Here is a 467-nt window from a genome sequence, read left to right as displayed (position 1 = left end):
TCATTTTCAATCGATTACATAAGAATTAACAGAGTATTGAAGAGAGTAAGCGTTGTTATCTCAGCATAGAGGAAATCAAATTGCTGATGGTTACGCCGTGCAAGGCTGATACCGTGAAATGCGCCTTCCTCTTTGCTTGTTTCTGTGGCTTGCGCCTTAGTGATGTAAGGTCGTTGCGATGGGCTGATATCGGGAAGGGTACAGAGGGATACTATATTAGCAAGCAGATGGTGAAGAGTCGCCATGTGGTGACGATACCCTTGTCGGAGAATGCCTTGGCATGGATGCCTGTAAGGGGACAGGCTAGGGTAGAAGACAAGGTCTTTTCGTTGCCATCGTATTTCTCTGTCAATTACCGAATGAAGCAATGGGCTAGGGAGGCGGGCATTGAAAAGCCTGTAACCTTTCACATGAGGAGTCACAGTAAATTCTTTTATTTATTGAATATCAGCGAGTTGAGTATTTTA

1 protein-coding gene is annotated in these 467 nt (G+C 44.3%); it reads left to right on the top strand.

Annotated elements, in window-relative coordinates; translation table 11 throughout:
* Positions 1 to 35: 35 nt before the first annotated feature.
* On the top strand, positions 36 to 467 hold a 432-nt coding region (locus tag DW917_RS16975; protein ID WP_147344259.1), incomplete at its 3' end, for a site-specific integrase.

This window comes from Prevotella sp. AM42-24, assembly GCF_003461825.1.
GTDB lineage: Bacteria > Bacteroidota > Bacteroidia > Bacteroidales > Bacteroidaceae > Prevotella > Prevotella hominis.
This window is presented reverse-complemented; position numbering and strand designations above follow the sequence as displayed.